The organism is Gluconobacter sp. Dm-44, assembly GCF_018256175.1.
In the GTDB taxonomy this organism is placed as follows: Bacteria; Pseudomonadota; Alphaproteobacteria; order Acetobacterales; family Acetobacteraceae; genus Gluconobacter; species Gluconobacter cadivus.
The window spans coordinates 21578-36028 of the sequence record NZ_JAERLZ010000008.1; the positions used below are offsets into that span (position 1 = coordinate 21578).

Consider the following 14451-nt stretch of genomic DNA (forward strand, 5'->3'; position numbering starts at 1 on the left):
ACCAGTTCGCCATGTTGCAGGCGGCAGAAGACAGCGTGTCCGCGCTCCTCATTGCGCCGACGGGTGGAGGAAAAACGCTTGCCGGGTTTCTACCCAGTCTTATCGAACTGGCTGACGGTTCCTGCGAAGGTCTACACACGCTGTATGTCAGTCCCCTGAAGGCGCTTTCGGCCAATATTGCAGAAAGTCTGTCCCGTCCGATCATGCAGATGGATCTGCCTGTCCGGGTTGAGGTCCGAAGCGGAGACACATCCGGAGCACGTCGGAAAAAGCAGCAGAAAAATCCGCCACATATTTTGCTGACAACGCCGGAAAGTCTGGCGCTCCTGCTCTCGTATCCTGATGCGGCTACATATTTTTCCACGCTCAAAGTGCTGATTATCGATGAGGTCCATGAGCTGGCAGGTACAAAGCGGGGAGACCAGCTCGTTTTGTGCGCCAGCCGCCTGAGAGTTTTTGCACCCGTGCTACGCATCAATGGTCTTTCTGCAACCGTGGCACATCCTTTTGCCATGGCTGCATGGGTGTCTCCAACGGGGCAAAGTGCTGACATTCGCCTTGTCAAAGCGGAAGACGGCGTACGACCGGATGTTCATGTGCTTTTGCCTGACCAAAGGGGCTATCTTCCTTGGGCTGGTCGCACGGGTCTGGGAAGTGCTACGGCCATTCTGGCAGAAATTGCGCGTGCCAGGTTGACCATTGTGTTCGTCAATAGTCGGGCACAGGCGGAACTGCTGTTTCAGGCACTCTGGAAAGATAATGCCGATAATCTGCCAATCGGACTTCATCATGGCAGTCTGGACGCAGCACGTCGGTCGCGGGTGGAGGAAGCCATGGCGCGGGGGGACCTGCGGGCGGTCGTGGCGACGTCCTCGCTTGATCTGGGACTGGACTGGGGTGCCGTGGACCAGATCATTCAGGTCGGGGCACCAAAGCAGATTTCTCGTCTGACCCAGAGGATCGGACGCGCGAACCACCGGATGGACGAACCCTCGCGCGCACTTCTTGCCCCGGCCAACCGGTTCGAAGTTCTGGAATGTGAAGCCGCCAAAGAAGCTGTTTTGCGCCACGAACTTGATGGTGAGCCTCCACGTGCAGGAGCCCTTGATGTTCTGGCTCAACATGTGTTGGTCACGGCCTGTACCGGGCCCTTCTTTCCGGACACTCTATTCGCAGAAGTCCGTCAGACCGCTCCTTACAGCCAGCTTTCCCGCGCTGATTTCGATGAAATTATCCAGTTTGTGGAAGATGGCGGCTATGCTTTGCAGGCCTACGAACGCCATCAACGTCTTTTCCGGGATTCACTCGGGCAACTCTGGGTCCGTAATGAGCAGATTATCCGGCAGTGTCGGATGAATATTGGTACCATCGTTGATACCCCGATGCTGCGCGTCAAGTCGCGGCGCGGAAAGCCTTATGGAGAAATTGACGAGTATTTCGCCTCGACACTTGTGCCGGGCGATACGTTTTTGCTGGGCGGAGAGCTTCTTGAGTTTCTGGGGCTGCACGATACGACTGTTCAGGCTGCCCGAGGTCGGGGGAAAGACCCACGTGTGCCGGTTTACGGAGGCAACCAGCTTTCCATCTCCCCTGATCTGGCAAGGCATGTGCGTGAAATATTGCACACACCATCCGCTTGGGATGTATTGCCAAAATCCGTGCAGGACTGGCTCACTTTGCAGGCAGCCCGCTCCCGTTTGCCCGGGCCGGAAAACTTTCTGGTCGAGACCTTTCCCCATCGGGGACTGCATTACATCGTGGCGTATCCTTTTGAGGGACGGAATGCACATCAGACGCTGGGGCTGTTGCTGACGAAAAGACTGGAAGAAACAGGAAAAGGTCCTCTGGGCTTTGTTGCGAACGATTATATGGTCGCATGCTGGTACGTTCATCCTACAGGCGCCATGACGGAGCTGTTCAGCAGGGATCTGCTGGGCGGCAATCTGACGGACTGGCTGGCCGAAAGTGCCATGCTTCGCCGGACTTTCAGGGACGTTGCCATTATTGCCGGGCTGGTAGAGCGTAATTATCCGGGACGCGAGAAAAACAGGCGCCAAATGACGATTAGTAGCGATCTGCTTTATGACGTTCTTAGAAAATATGATCCTGATCACATCCTCCTGCGGGCAACACGTCTACAGGCAGAAGAAGGTTTGACCGATCTGGGGCGCTTGTCCGCCATGCTGGATCGAATTCAGGGACATATCGAGCATGTTACCCTGTCCCATGTCTCGCCGCTGGCCGTTCCTGTTCTTCTCGAACAGGGGCGTGAAAAAATTAAAGGAGGAGAAGGGGAAGACTATCTGCTGGCTGAGGCTGACAAGCTGTACGTTCTAGCAGGAAAAGCATGAAATTCCGGGAGATTACCCTCGCAGGTGAGCGAATACATCTTCTCCCCGGTGGTGCCGTTCTTCTGCCTGAAACTGAGACACTCGTTGTCGCTGACCTTCACCTCGGGAAAGGCACATCTGCCCGGACACGCGGGTTGCTGCTGCCGCCGGGAGACACGGTTTCCACGCTGGAGAGGGTATTACTGCTAACTGAAACGTATACGCCTCGACTTTTGATAGCCCTTGGGGACAGCTTTCATGACCATTACGCTGGGAAGCGTCTTCTTGGCGCCGAACGAGCTCTTCTTAATCGTATCAGCCAGAAAGTAGCTCCGTTATGGATTACAGGAAATCATGATGGGGGTCCGGTTCGAGAGGCCGCAGGCGAATGGCTTGAAGAATACCGGTGTGGCAATCTTCTCCTTCGACATATTCCATCTGCAGTCATTCCTTCCGGCCATGCGGAACTGGCAGGGCATCTTCATCCGAAGATCAGGATACGAAGCAAGGGCCACGTTATGAGCCGCCCATGCTTTATCACAGGAGAAGAACGTCTGATCCTGCCGGCGATGGGGACCTATACGGGAGGTCTGGACATCTCCGCTCCGGTTATCAGCAACCTGTTTGCGCATGGATCTGCGGCATATGTCTGGGGCACGAATGACGTTCATCGGGTTGCCTAGAAAAGAACCAGACGGATGATTTTTACCCGGAAGCAAGATTTATGTTGCCGTTCCGTTCTTCCGCGTGGGATGGAAGGCTATGCAAACGCGCCCCACGTCATCGGCAGAGTTCATGAATCAAGATTTATCCAAACATCCCTCGACTGGGGAGCTGGCAACATTGAGCGATCGTGAGCCGCACCATTGGGCGCAGACAAAAATCAGTGACCCGACGCTTGAAAACAGAAGCAATGTTTTCTTTGCAGCAGTCGAAATGACCAGAATGCCCATGATTTTGGCTGATCCGCGTCTGCCCGACTGCCCGATTGCCTTTGCAAATAATGCCTTTCTTGACCTCACCGGATATGAGGTCAGTGAAGTGGTCGGAAGAAACTGTCGTTTTCTACAAGGTGAACCGCCCCGGGATTGGCGGAGACTGGTTTTCTTAAGTTATGCTGCCAGTGGGACGTGGTCCATAGCGGTGTAAAACTGTTGCTCGGCCTCGGCTGGTGTGATGTTGCCGATGGGTTCGAGGATGCGTCGGTTGTTGAACCAGTCCACCCATTCGAGAGTGGCATATTCCACGGCGTCAAACGAGCGCCATGGGCCACGCCTGTGGATCACCTCGGCCTTGAAGAGACCGTTGATTGTCTCGGCCAAGGCGTTGTCGTAACTATCTCCGACACTGCCGACCGAGGGTTCGATCCCGGCCTCGGCCAGGCGCTCGGTGTAGCGAATGGCGACGTATTGCGAGCCGCGATCCGAGTGGTGGACAAGATTGCCTGCTCCTGACGGGCATCGGGCGTGGATCGCCTGCTCCAGCGCATCGAGCACGAAGCCCGCATGTGCTGTCCGGCTGACGCGCCAGCCGACGATGTATCGGGCGAACACGTCGATGACGAATGCCACATAAACGAACCCGGCCCATGTCGCGACATAAGTAAAGTCCGACACCCACAGCCGGTTCGGCGCCGGTGCCTTGAATTGCCGGTTGACGCGATCGAGCGGACAGGGCGCGCTCTTGTCGCTGATCGTCGTGCGCTTCGGTTTGCCGCGGATAACGCCCTGCAGGCCAAGATCACGCATCAGCCGCGCGACCGTGCATCGCGCCGCCTGAGCGAAATATGCCGATGCCTTGCGCAGGATCTCGTTAGCCTGCCGCAACTCGCGGTTCTCGCGTTCCAGCGCCTTGAGTCGATCCGCAGTCTCAGACGGAACGCCGGCTCGTTTGCCAGTCTCCACCTCAGCCTTCTTAACCCACTCGTTCAGCGTATGCGCCGAGCAGCCGATCTTGCCGGCAATCGACACCATCGCCGTCCACCGCGACGGGTGTTCGCCCTCATGCTCCAGAACCAGCCGCACCGCACGGGAACGGACTTCAGGAGAAAACTTCTTCACAGAATTACTCATCAGACCCTCTTCTCAGGTGAATAGGTCTCCGCCAATCCCGGGGCGGTTCAATTTCAGATCCTGCCAAAAGAGAGAGAACGAGCTCGTTCAATGGCGTTGGGATGCTGTGCCGCGCGCCGGCTCGCACCACAGCTCCTGTCAGAGCCTGATATTCCAAAGGAACCATTGCCTGTTTGTCCTGAAGCATGGAGCTCCGACTCTCTGGGGGGATGGTGGATATCCATTTCAGGGTGTCTTCCAGATCCTGTATTGTAATCTTCGCCCCCTCTGCTTGGGCAACAGGAAGAGCTTCGAGCATCAGGGCTCTCGCACTGTCCGCAATGTCCGAACGGTGCATGATGCGTGTTGGCTGACCGGTTAAGGCAGTCAACGGGTTGACGGAAATGTTTGCCAGAAGTTTCAGCCATAGGCGTGTCTGGATATCCTCTGTCAGTAGGACACGAAGGCCGCCAGTGGAGAATGCGCTGGCCAGCAGTCGTGTTAGGTCCTGTTGAGGCAAGCACACGTCCTGATGACCGATTCTGCGCAGATTGACGCTTCCCGGTTTGTCTCGCTGTGCATTGAAGTAAATAATTGCCGGAATAATGGGCGAATTAGAAAAATATTTTCGAAAAGTCTGCCGCTGATCAATGCCGTTTTGCGCCACCAATACGGTCGTATTTTGGCTATCAAAAGCTGGGAGCCAATGCGATATCGTCTCAACCTGCTGGGACTTGACCGCAATAATCAGCACTCTTGGCGGCTTAAAGTCTTGATTGACGTCGACTCTCTTCACCGAATATTGTGAGGAAATTCCGTTTTCCTGCATGGAAATTTTGTTCAAAGGCGTCCGTGCGCCGACAATCGATACATCCCAGTCGGCCTTTGCCAGAGAGGCAGCAAGCACCAGACCAACGGATCCCGCTCCGATCAGGGTGGCTGAATATCGTGATGAAGTCATGTGAACTCTCGATAAGATCTGTCAGGGAGTACCTCTCAGATTTTGCGTAAAACAGGGGCAACGTGACATATGCAACCCCAAAACTCGTTGAACACGGTCTGGAAGGGATATCCTGTGAGCACAAATCTACCGGAAAAGAGCCTCACGGTTTCAGACATTCAAGGGCGGAAGGGAGGCGTTCCTCTCGTATGTCTGACGGCTTATACGACGCCGACAGCCCGGCTTGTTGACCAGCATTGTGATGTCACTCTTGTCGGAGACAGCCTGGGTATGGTCCTGCATGGTCTGCCTTCCACACTGGGGGTGACCCTGGAGATGATGGTTCTTCATGGTCAAGCTGTAATGCGTGGCCTCTCACGCTCATTATGCGTCATTGACCTGCCTTTTGGGACCTATGAAGAAAGTCCCGCACAGGCCTTTCGGAATGCGTCCCGTCTCCTGGCTGAAACAGGAGCCGCAGCAGTCAAGCTTGAAGGCGGCGTACATATGGCGGAGACGATCGCCTTCCTTGTCGCACGAGGCATCCCTGTTATGGGCCACCTTGGTCTTACACCGCAAGCGGTCAATGTTCTGAGTGGCTACAAGGTCCAGGGAAAGGGTCCGGATGCTCAGCGTATTCTTACCGATGCCCAAGCCGTATCAGACGCGGGCGCATTCGCGGTGGTATTGGAAAAGATACCACAAGCACTTGCCTATGAGATTACACAAGCAACTGCAATCCCTACGATTGGGATCGGCGCCGGACCTGCATGCGATGGACAGATTCTGGTCGTGGATGACATGCTTGGTGCCTTTGCTGATTTCAGACCCAAATTCGTGAAACGCTATGCGGATCTTTCACACCAGGCCTGTCAGGCGATCGAACAATATGCTGCGGAGGTTCGGGCTGGAGAATTTCCGGCACAGGTGCATAGCTTTGGTCAGCCAATTTAAGCTCCCCGAGCTCTGAAGTCCTTTAGGATCGGGGGGCTAGAGGGAAATGTTGGCGTCGCCTGATTTACATTCTATTATCTCGCTAGAAATTGACATCAAGTCCTTTTCGGGGTGGGTCGAACACAAACAAAAAATTTCATCGTTCGCCATGGGCGTTTAAAATATCTGCTTTACTTATGGAGCGTCTGATAACGGGCATTCTGTTTCCTCCCCTGATCTGCCTGTTCGCTCAGAACAAACAGGCTATAGTCATGTACATGTCGAACAATCCGAAATACAAACGAATGAGCCTAAAGTAAAAGACGCTGACCCATCTTGTCTGGGTGATTTTTATTCACTCAGGCAAGCCTCAATGCGTGACAGCATCAATTCGATCCAAACTGGCGGTTCTTCTCCAAAGGTTTGATGAAGCGCGTGGCGAGCAACAGAACACCATGAAATAACGTGAGAACCCCAAACGTTTCGGCATAAGCCTGTGATGCGACATGAAACGGAGCGACTGTCGAAAGCCGCCACCCAAGGAATGTGGCGCACGCTGTGATCAATGTCGGTCCCCCAATCCTTTGCATGATGTTCAGCGCAGTCGTTGCCATCGGGATATCCGAACGTGCGATCGAAGCGTATCCCGCGCTCATCGCCGGAATGCCTACGGCGCCCCCGCCGCCTCCACGCAACAGCAGTGCTATGGCAAGCAGGGCGACGTTCAGGCCACTATAGGCGAGCATCACCAGGATCACTGTCCCGGCCAGTGAAAGCAGCGCCCCGCAACCGCTCAGATCGCGCGCGTCAAACCGGTCACTCAAGCGGCCAATGAGCGGGTAGACGCACATCATCCCCAGACCCAGGGGCGCCATGAACAGGCCTGTCCGCTCGGGCGAAACACCGCAGGCGTGGATCAGCCATACGGGTAGAAGCATCTGACCGGCGAACGACACCCCGTTCGTCAGAAACATGATGATCGCCGACACCGAAAAGGCAGGCGCACGCAGCAGGCGCAGGTCGATCAGTGCGTCATCGCCCTTGCGTCGCGCGGATCGGACATACAGGGCGAACAGCACGAGGGACGTGCCTAAGGTCGCCTGTCCATAAGGCCGGGCGACATGATCCATGCCGTAAAGAAACGAGACGAGAGCGGGCGCGAGAAATCCTAGCCCTGTCAGGTCAAGTGGACGGGAACGCCCGTCATGTCGATCGTCAGGGAGAAACAGAACGGTAAGGGCAAAAGCCGCAAGCCCGACCGGCACATTGAGAAGAAAGATCCATCGCCAGGACGCGACGGAGAGAATGGCACCGGCGACGACGGGTCCAAGAAGCGGCGCGAGCAGAACAGGTGCCGTCATCGCGCTCGCGACCCTCGGCATCTGTCGGCCCGCCACACGAGCTACCGTCATCTGCGCCATAGGGGCGAGCAGTCCGCCCGCCATGCCTTGCAGCAGCCGGAATACGATCAGGGACGGCGCAGACCACGCTAGTGCGCACAGGCCTGATGTCAGCGTGAAGGCACCGAAGCACCATAAATAGACCGCCCGTCCCCCGAGGCGGCTTACGAGCCATCCATTCAGTGGCAACGTCAGGGCGAGCGCCAGCAGATAGCCGCTGACCACCCATTGAATGTGTGAAAACGGAGCGTGCAGGCTCGTAACGAGATCGGGTAGCGAAACATTGACGATCGTGGCGTCCAGTTGCGCCATGAAAGATCCGACCGCCGCGACGCTCACGATTTTCCAGGTGCCCGGAGGCAGTTGATCCGGGTCTAAGGCTGGCGACGACGTTCTGGCGTTCATGAATGATCTCGCTGGGAACCGCGAGACGGGCAGACATGAGCCATGCGTTTATGCATCCAGCGCGATTGCGTCGCTCGTCGTCACCCGGCCAAGACGGGGAAAAATCTCTTCGCAGGCAAAGCGCTGCATCTCGTCGGTGAATGTGGACATGACATCCTCGACGAGCACGACGTTGTATCCATGCTCATGCGCCGCTCTGGCGGTAGATTCCACACCCAGATTGGTGGCGATTCCGCCGAGCACGATGGTCGTGATACCACGTCGCCGTAACTGAAGATCGAGATCCGTGCCGTAGAACGCACCCCATTGCCTTTTCGTGACGCGTAGATCGGTCGGTTCGGCAAGTCCGTCAACCAGTTCTGCCCAGTCCGGTGCGAAGCCGCCAGGCGGTGAAAAGGAGCGATCGACGACCGCATGCACGGCATCGGCGAAATCTGGTGCGAACGCTACATTAACCAAAATGACCGGTGCTCCGGCTGCCCGGAAGCGCGCGGCAAGTTCTTTCGATCGTTCAACAATCAAAGCACCCGGTGTCGGAGCCAGGGGAAGTCCTGTAATGCCCTTCTGGAGATCGATCAGAACGAGGGCCGTCCTAGTGACTGGAAGTGAAATCATGGCAAGACCTTCCCTGTTAACGTTTGACCGCCATCCCGAACCGTTTTCCGGGACACGTGGAAACGTTAGTAAGTTGAGTAGACACTCAAGAAGGAGTATTATTTGAGGATGGACTCAAATTCGTCAAGAGGTAAACGGACGTCTCTTCAGCCGATGCGCGCGGCTGGGCGTCAGCGCGTCGAGGAATTACTGGAGGCCGCGTCCGACCTCATGGCGGAACGAGGTTACGAGGCGACGACCATGGCGGAGATCGCCGCGCGCGCCGGAGCAAAAATCGGCTCGCTCTATCGTTTCTTTCCAAACAAAGAGGCTGTGGCGGACGCTCTTGTGCAGCGGCATATCGCCGTTCTGGAAGACGAATACGCGGCACTCGCCAAACGTGCCGCCACGCTGTCCCCGGACGCTCTGGCGGACGTTCTCATAGAACTGCTTGTCACGCTTCATCCTCGCGTGAAATCCCTGTCCGCGCTGATGGAGGCACGGACTGACAGGATGGAGATCCGTGATCGTGCACGCGAACATGCGATAGCCGGGATTGCGGCAGCGTTGCGTGTCTGTGCGCCAGGGTTGGATGAAGCACTGGCGAGAGATATTGCTGCGGTCGTTCTAAACACTATGAAAGTGCTACGCAGCATGCTCGCGCAGGACGCGCCCACGACGTCAGGCTCGCCTGACGAGCTCCGGCGGATGCACTGTCTTTATCTTACGAACCGGCTGGCGCCGTTTCGGCCCGCTTCAGACAGCACAACGGATGCCGCTCCATAATTTCGCAGATTGGTGCAGTATTTGCTCCACGATCTGAAAGCGTTGGCGCTGTCCCGGAGGAGTGTGAGACGTCGTGGCAGTTGTCGCCTTCATGTCGGTTATTTTTGTCGTCGAATAAACTTCTATGAAGCGGGGATAACTAAAAACGCTGCTTGACTGCTGATGCTGGCATCAGCAAAGTCGGTTTTGCCTAAAAAGACAGCGATACAGGTATGGTGATAACCTGTGGTCTCTCCGGAGACAGTCACGCTTGAGCGAATAAACCCGCTCTTGGCCATGGCCGGACACGACGAGGATAGGCCTCGTCCGTGGTCGGTCGTCGCTGTCCAGATTGCGACCGGCTCGTGTCCGTCTCACCGACGGAAAGACACAGTCATGAAGCTAAACCATATCAATCTCTACAGCCACGATACTGAGGCTGATCGCGTGATGTTCGAACAGTATTTCGGCCTGCGCACTCTCGTTGTACGTGGGATCAAGATGGCCATCATGGAGGACAATGATGGGCTGGTGCTGATCGTCAATCATTTCGACAACAAGCTCGAAGGCTTCGATTATCCCGGGCAATTCGACATCCTGCACATTGGTTTCATCCAGAAGTCTCGAGAGGACGTTAATGCTCTATATGAGCGCCTAAGCGCCGATGGCTGGGAGGTGCAGGCTCCACGCAACGTGCATGGTGCGTGGTCCTTCTACTTTCGAGCGAAAGGGGGTTATTTTATCGAAGTGACGACATTAACGCCGGTTCGCCCCGAAGAAGCATATCGGAGAGCCCCATGTTAATGCTGGGCACGAGAGGCTGAGCAACCTGAACGACCTTTCTGATTTAGGATGAGGGATGAAGGAAATATTAGCATGCTTGTCCATTATATTAAATAACGGATAAATATTTTTATAGATTGGCCCTTTTTGCGTTAAAAATACTTTATTAGACGGGGTAAATGGCAATGAATATTGCAATAAACTCAAAAAAGCAGTGGAAAAATAATTTTGTAACTTATTCTCTCGAACACAGTTAAGGCTTGCTGCTTAACGAAGAGAACGTGATGACCCCGCCTCGTACTGCCACAGTCGTTACTGATGAAACTCCTGCTATTCTGGGGTTCAATCGGGCCTTGCTCGCCTTATGCGCTCTCAATTTCTTCATGGCGGACGTCCAGGCGGGGATAGGGCCCTTTCTGGGCGTTTTCCTTCAGCGTCACGGCTGGCAGACGGGACCGATCGGAACCGTCATGACTGTGGGTGGAGTTGCGGGAATGCTCGCCACCATTCCCGCAGGCGCGCTGATTGATCACACGACGAAAAAGCGGTTGCTCGTCATTGTGGCAGCGCTCTGCACGATTTCCGCCTCTCTTCTTCTCCTGAGTTCGCAATCCGTGGCCGTTGTGACAGCCAGTCAGCTTGCAACCGCTCTGGCCGGCGCTGGAATTGGCCCTCTGATGGCGGCCATAACGCTCGGGATCGTGCGCCAGAAAGGCTTCAACACACAGATCGGCCGTAATCAGGCCTGGAACCATGCCGGCAATATGGCCGGGGCCGGACTGTCCGGCTGGCTGGGATGGCAGTTTGGCCTCTCAGCGATTTTCTTCCTTGAAGTCGCCTTCGGTCTGTTCGCCATTTCTGCGGTCCTCCTGATCCCGGAAAAATCCATAGATCATAAAGCTGCACGCGGACTGGACGATGAACCCGTTCACGATGAGGGGACGGCGGAGGGGTTACGATCTTTTCTGCGACACAAGCCTCTTCTCATTCTGGCGAGTTGTTTGTGTTTCTTCCATCTCGGAAACGCCGCGATGCTCCCGCTGTACGGCATGGCGGTCGTCAGTGCAGGCAAAGGCAATCCAGCCATGTTCACGGCGATGACCGTGATGGTCGCACAGGCTGTGATGATCGTCGTGAGCCTGCTGGCCATACGTTTCGTCAGGGACCGTGGTTACTGGTTCGTCCTGCTGATATCGTTTGCCGCCCTGCCGCTGCGTGGTTTGATCGCGGGAAGCTTCATTCAGCATTGGGGGGTGTGGCCGGTGCAGATCCTCGATGGAATCGGTGCGGGGCTTCAGAGTGTCGCCGTGCCGGGTCTCGTGGCCAGACTGCTGAACGGAACCGGACGGATCAATATCGGACAGGGCGTGGTCATGACGGCGCAGGGCATTGGAGCAAGCCTTTCTCCGGCGCTGGGAGGATGGCTTGCCGAAGATCTGGGATATCCGGTGGCGTTCTATACTCTGGGCTGCTTTGCAATCATATCGCTCGGGCTCTGGATAGGCTCGGCATCGACCCTGCGATCTGCCGATCAGGTGTCGGCATGACCTTTCACCAGGAGGCAATCTGGACGATCGCTGTTCTGGCGACGGCCGGTGTTATTCTTCGACCGTTCCGGACCCCGGAGTGGGTGTGGGCCGTCATCGGAGCCACGGTCCTTATGGTGACGGGGCTGATCCCGCTCACCATGGCGGGGGCCGGTCTCGTGAAAGGCGGCGATGTTTATCTGTTTCTGATCGGCATGATGCTGCTCAGTGAAACGGCGCGTGCAAACGGTCTGTTCGACTGGATCGCGACCTGGGCCGTCAATCATGCCGCAGGTTCAACGGCAAAGCTGTTCACACTGGTCTATCTGGCCGGTGTCGTGGTGACGACCTTTATGTCCAACGATGCGACGGCTGTTGTGCTGACACCGGCCGTGTTCGCAGCAGCAAAAAAAGCAAAAGCGGATCCCCTTCCGCTGTTGTTTGCCTGCGCACTCGTCGCCAATGCAGCAAGCTTTGTCCTGCCTGTCTCCAATCCGGCGAACCTGGTTCTGTATGACGGCGCACTCCCAGCGCTGGGATCATGGATGAGGTCATTCGCGCTACCGTCGCTCCTAGCTATCATGACCACTTATCTGGTTTTGCGCCTTATGGAGCGGGCACATCTGCGTCAGGCCTGTGCCTCTCAGGTTGAAACCACTCCGTTAACACTGGGCGGCAAGGCGGCTTTTGTCGGCATCGTGCTAACTGCGTTCCTGCTTGTGACGGTGTCCGCTTTTGATCTGCCTCTCGGCTTACCAACAGCGCTCGCCGGTATTGGGACAGCTTTGGGCGTATCGACGCTGGCACGACGATCGCCGATTGCGCTCATGCGGGATATTTCATGGGGCGTTCTCCCGCTGGTCGGGGGCCTGTTCGTTCTGGTGGCCGCCGTCGAAAGTACGGGGGTGGTCGGGGTGCTTGGCCGCCTGCTTCAGCACGCCGCCAACACCGATCCTGTCACTGCGTCCTGGGGGGCGGGCGCTCTTCTGGCCTTCATTTCCAACATTATGAACAACCTGCCTGCCGGCTTGATTGCCAGTGAGACAGTGGCGCAGGCGCATGTCCCGCGGCTGGTGATTGATAACCTGTTGATCGGTGTGGATCTTGGCCCAAACCTTTCCGTAACGGGATCTCTGGCCACAATTCTTTGGCTGCAGGTGATCCGTCGAGAAGGCGAAGAGGTCGGGTTTCTACAATTTCTCAGGCTTGGTGCCGTGGCGATGCCCGTTGCGCTCTTCGCGGCACTCGGTGCGCGACTTTTGGTCGGGTAACGTGGTAAAATCAGGGACTGACACTATGAATACTTTTGCGGCGTTCGCTTTTATTTTTGTGGCCGGTATGTTGCAGGCCGTGGGCGCCGTGATGAACGGCGCCCTGAACAAGGCTATGGTCAATCCATGGCTTGCAACCGCCATTTCTTTTCTACTGGTATTGTTCCTGGCGCTTGGTCTGTTCGCTTGCATGCCCAAACCGCTTCCGTCTACGGGAGATATAACCCAGATGCCGTGGTGGGCTCCTTTGGGTGGGATAACCGGAGCCGTTGCTGTATTTGCCGGGCTTCTACTAATTCAGAAACTAGGGGCAGGGCCAATGAATGGTGTTACCATCACGGCCAACATTCTGGCCAGCCTGCTGATTGATCATTTCGGGCTGCTGCACATGGAGCAGCATTCGTTAAACCCTTACCGTATTGTAGGAGCTATTCTAATGATAGCAGGCGTTGCGCTGATTGCAAAATTTTAAGTGCTTTGAATCAATGCTTCATAAAATGGGGCGGCGAAAAATCTCAAACAACGTTAATGGAGAGCTAGGAATTCCAACGTTGCAGTTATTTCTGCTCTCAGCTCTGTAGCATAAAAGTTGGCATAAGAAATATTATGCGACCATAATCCTACATGTTTTTAAAGGCTGAGGTAGTCGAATTTTTCGAACTGGATCATCGTTCCCTTCCTTAGCTGTCAGGTTGTGAGACGTCATTGGCGTAAACCATGATACGGTCGACGTCGTTCATGATACTGACTTCTGTCATAGTTTTATAGCTTCGATTACGCAGACGTGGTCTCTGCCTGAGGCGCTCGGCGACTTTGGCGGTAGGCGAAAGGCCGCCCAGAACCCGCTGTCGGCGCAGGTTATAGGCGTGATTGAACCCATGCAGCAGGACTTCGAGATCCGTGTGGTGTGCGACGTTGATCGGCAGAACCTCGGTTGCGATGCGACCGTTGAACCGCTCGACCATACCGTTCGTCTGAGGGGAATACGCTCTGGTTCGCCGACGATCGACATTCTGACAGGCTTTCTCGAAGGCGTCTGCAGTGAAGCACGAGCCTCGGTCGTTTTCCAGGCCAGTAACCGGGGCTTACTGCTTCGATCCGTGCATCCCTCGGCTCCACGCCTGCGCCATTTGCGCACCGTCTCGTCGCTGACGCCGATGCGTCGCGCCAACACCCCGGTCCCTTCCATCGAGCGTGCGATTTCGGCCCGAACGACAGGTGTGGTGCGGGCTTGCGGGTGGATCTGATGCATTAACAATCACTCCGGCGTTCAACGTCAAACCAGGGGGCGTAAGCGGCAATAGCCCACGATACGCCGTCCCAATGACGTCTCACAACCTGACAGCTAACAAAGTCCGTTCGTTCGACGCTTTGGGCGTGCTACGAAACCCACAGTCAATAACGATTGTAATGTTTGTGCTCATCCCGATTAAATAATTTTCTATTCCGAAAT

13 protein-coding genes and 1 pseudogene are annotated in these 14451 nt (G+C 55.8%); 9 read left to right on the forward strand and 5 right to left on the reverse strand.

What is annotated here, in order from left to right; genetic code table 11:
• The first annotated feature begins 11 nt into the window (after window positions 1-11).
• The 3 genes from JK213_RS10310 (at window position 12) to JK213_RS16090 (ending at window position 3479) form a co-directional block, all read left to right on the forward strand.
• Entirely contained in the window at window positions 12-2351 is a 2340-nt protein-coding gene (locus tag JK213_RS10310) for a ligase-associated DNA damage response DEXH box helicase (RefSeq protein ID WP_249200572.1), read from the forward strand.
• The gene (gene pdeM, locus JK213_RS10315) at window positions 2348-3013 is read left to right on the forward strand and encodes a ligase-associated DNA damage response endonuclease PdeM (RefSeq protein WP_211571401.1); all 666 of its coding nucleotides are present in this window, start codon (window positions 2348-2350) and stop codon (window positions 3011-3013) included. Before JK213_RS10310 ends, pdeM begins: the two co-directional genes overlap by 4 nt.
• Before the next feature lie 79 nt (window positions 3014-3092).
• Window positions 3093-3479 (forward strand): PAS domain-containing protein, encoded by a 387-nt coding sequence (locus tag JK213_RS16090; RefSeq protein ID WP_283091834.1) that lies wholly within the window; start codon window positions 3093-3095, stop codon window positions 3477-3479.
• Here JK213_RS16090 and JK213_RS10325 read toward each other — a convergent pair.
• Window positions 3443-4402, reverse strand: coding sequence for an IS3 family transposase (locus tag JK213_RS10325; RefSeq protein WP_211571402.1), 960 nt, complete (start codon window positions 4400-4402; stop codon window positions 3443-3445). The genes JK213_RS16090 and JK213_RS10325 overlap by 37 nt on opposite strands.
• Window positions 4395-5342: a ketopantoate reductase family protein gene (locus tag JK213_RS10330; RefSeq protein WP_211571403.1), complete on the reverse strand. Its 948-nt coding sequence runs from the start codon at window positions 5340-5342 to the stop codon at window positions 4395-4397. Before JK213_RS10330 ends, JK213_RS10325 begins: the two co-directional genes overlap by 8 nt.
• 69 nt (window positions 5343-5411) lie before the next feature.
• On the opposite strand from JK213_RS10330, the gene panB reads away from it, so the two are divergent.
• Entirely contained in the window at window positions 5412-6275 is an 864-nt protein-coding gene (gene panB / locus JK213_RS10335; RefSeq protein WP_062106044.1) for a 3-methyl-2-oxobutanoate hydroxymethyltransferase, read from the forward strand.
• A 365-nt stretch (window positions 6276-6640) separates the two neighbouring features.
• On the opposite strand, the gene JK213_RS10340 is transcribed toward panB, so the two are convergent.
• Both JK213_RS10340 and JK213_RS10345 read right to left on the reverse strand, forming a co-directional pair.
• Window positions 6641-8059, reverse strand: a complete 1419-nt coding sequence (locus JK213_RS10340) for a DHA2 family efflux MFS transporter permease subunit (protein WP_211571404.1) — start codon at window positions 8057-8059, stop codon at window positions 6641-6643.
• A 48-nt stretch (window positions 8060-8107) separates the two neighbouring features.
• The gene (locus JK213_RS10345) at window positions 8108-8674 is read right to left on the reverse strand and encodes a hydrolase (RefSeq protein ID WP_211571405.1); all 567 of its coding nucleotides are present in this window, start codon (window positions 8672-8674) and stop codon (window positions 8108-8110) included.
• Between the two features lie 108 nt (window positions 8675-8782).
• Between JK213_RS10345 and JK213_RS10350 the strand changes: the two genes are divergently transcribed.
• From JK213_RS10350 to JK213_RS10370, 5 genes are all read left to right on the forward strand, one after another.
• Complete coding sequence (locus JK213_RS10350; protein ID WP_211571406.1) at window positions 8783-9439, forward strand: TetR/AcrR family transcriptional regulator; 657 nt, start codon at window positions 8783-8785, stop codon at window positions 9437-9439.
• A gap of 375 nt (window positions 9440-9814) precedes the next feature.
• A complete protein-coding gene (locus tag JK213_RS10355; RefSeq protein ID WP_211571407.1) occupies window positions 9815-10222 on the forward strand; it encodes a VOC family protein in 408 nt (135 codons plus the stop codon).
• A gap of 263 nt (window positions 10223-10485) precedes the next feature.
• Window positions 10486-11748 carry an MFS transporter gene (locus tag JK213_RS10360; protein ID WP_211571408.1) on the forward strand — a complete coding sequence of 421 codons (1263 nt, stop codon included), beginning with the start codon at window positions 10486-10488 and terminating at the stop codon, window positions 11746-11748.
• Window positions 11745-12998, forward strand: a complete 1254-nt coding sequence (locus JK213_RS10365; RefSeq protein ID WP_211571409.1) for an arsenic transporter — start codon at window positions 11745-11747, stop codon at window positions 12996-12998. The genes JK213_RS10360 and JK213_RS10365 overlap by 4 nt, the downstream gene beginning before the upstream one ends.
• Window positions 12999-13023: 25 nt before the next feature.
• Complete coding sequence (locus tag JK213_RS10370; protein WP_211571410.1) at window positions 13024-13470, forward strand: DMT family transporter; 447 nt, start codon at window positions 13024-13026, stop codon at window positions 13468-13470.
• 208 nt (window positions 13471-13678) lie between these two features.
• Here the strand turns inward: JK213_RS10370 and JK213_RS10375 are convergent.
• Window positions 13679-14250: pseudogene (locus tag JK213_RS10375) on the reverse strand (integrase core domain-containing protein).
• Window positions 14251-14451 lie beyond the last annotated feature (201 nt).

Coding starts and splice junctions, on each gene's coding strand:
- JK213_RS16090 (WP_283091834.1), top strand. CDS start 3,093: ATGCAAACGCGCCCCACGTCATCGGCAGAGTTCATGAATCAAGATTTA.
- JK213_RS10325 (WP_211571402.1), bottom strand. CDS start 4,402: ATGAGTAATTCTGTGAAGAAGTTTTCTCCTGAAGTCCGTTCCCGTGCG.
- JK213_RS10340 (WP_211571404.1), bottom strand. CDS start 8,059: ATGAACGCCAGAACGTCGTCGCCAGCCTTAGACCCGGATCAACTGCCT.
- JK213_RS10370 (WP_211571410.1), top strand. CDS start 13,024: ATGAATACTTTTGCGGCGTTCGCTTTTATTTTTGTGGCCGGTATGTTG.
- JK213_RS10330 (WP_211571403.1), bottom strand. CDS start 5,342: ATGACTTCATCACGATATTCAGCCACCCTGATCGGAGCGGGATCCGTT.
- JK213_RS10310 (WP_249200572.1), top strand. CDS start 12: ATGTTGCAGGCGGCAGAAGACAGCGTGTCCGCGCTCCTCATTGCGCCG.
- JK213_RS10360 (WP_211571408.1), top strand. CDS start 10,486: ATGACCCCGCCTCGTACTGCCACAGTCGTTACTGATGAAACTCCTGCT.
- JK213_RS10350 (WP_211571406.1), top strand. CDS start 8,783: ATGGACTCAAATTCGTCAAGAGGTAAACGGACGTCTCTTCAGCCGATG.
- pdeM (WP_211571401.1), top strand. CDS start 2,348: ATGAAATTCCGGGAGATTACCCTCGCAGGTGAGCGAATACATCTTCTC.
- JK213_RS10365 (WP_211571409.1), top strand. CDS start 11,745: ATGACCTTTCACCAGGAGGCAATCTGGACGATCGCTGTTCTGGCGACG.
- JK213_RS10355 (WP_211571407.1), top strand. CDS start 9,815: ATGAAGCTAAACCATATCAATCTCTACAGCCACGATACTGAGGCTGAT.
- panB (WP_062106044.1), top strand. CDS start 5,412: ATGCAACCCCAAAACTCGTTGAACACGGTCTGGAAGGGATATCCTGTG.
- JK213_RS10345 (WP_211571405.1), bottom strand. CDS start 8,674: ATGATTTCACTTCCAGTCACTAGGACGGCCCTCGTTCTGATCGATCTC.